The sequence below is a fragment of the Clostridium pacaense genome (assembly GCF_020709765.2).
Classification (GTDB): domain Bacteria; phylum Bacillota; class Clostridia; order Lachnospirales; family Lachnospiraceae; genus Enterocloster; species Enterocloster hominis.
Window position 1 is genome coordinate 1 of the sequence record NZ_JAJFEB020000180.1, and the last position, 244, is coordinate 244.

Genomic DNA, 244 nt, shown 5'->3' on the forward strand with positions numbered 1-244 from the left:
CGGCGCCCGGTAATCTGTCTTTTTCCGGTCCCGACTATACGCAGCATGGATGCCCGCGTAAAATACTGCTCAAACTGCTCAAGGTCATCCGGGTGCAGGACCTGCCTGGAATATCTGCGGTTCTCCGAATCGAAATTACCGTGTTCCGGAATATCGGTCCACATTGCATTCTTCTGACAGTTGACATAATAGTCCGCGGTCAGGTTGACAATAATACATTCCCCGAAAACAGTTACAAGGCGCT

The 244-nt window shown here is 50.4% G+C and carries 1 protein-coding gene; it reads right to left on the reverse strand.

Annotated features, from left to right (window positions below):
* A partial coding sequence (locus LK536_RS58970; protein ID WP_506092356.1) for a hypothetical protein occupies positions 1-244 on the reverse strand: 244 nt, incomplete at both ends.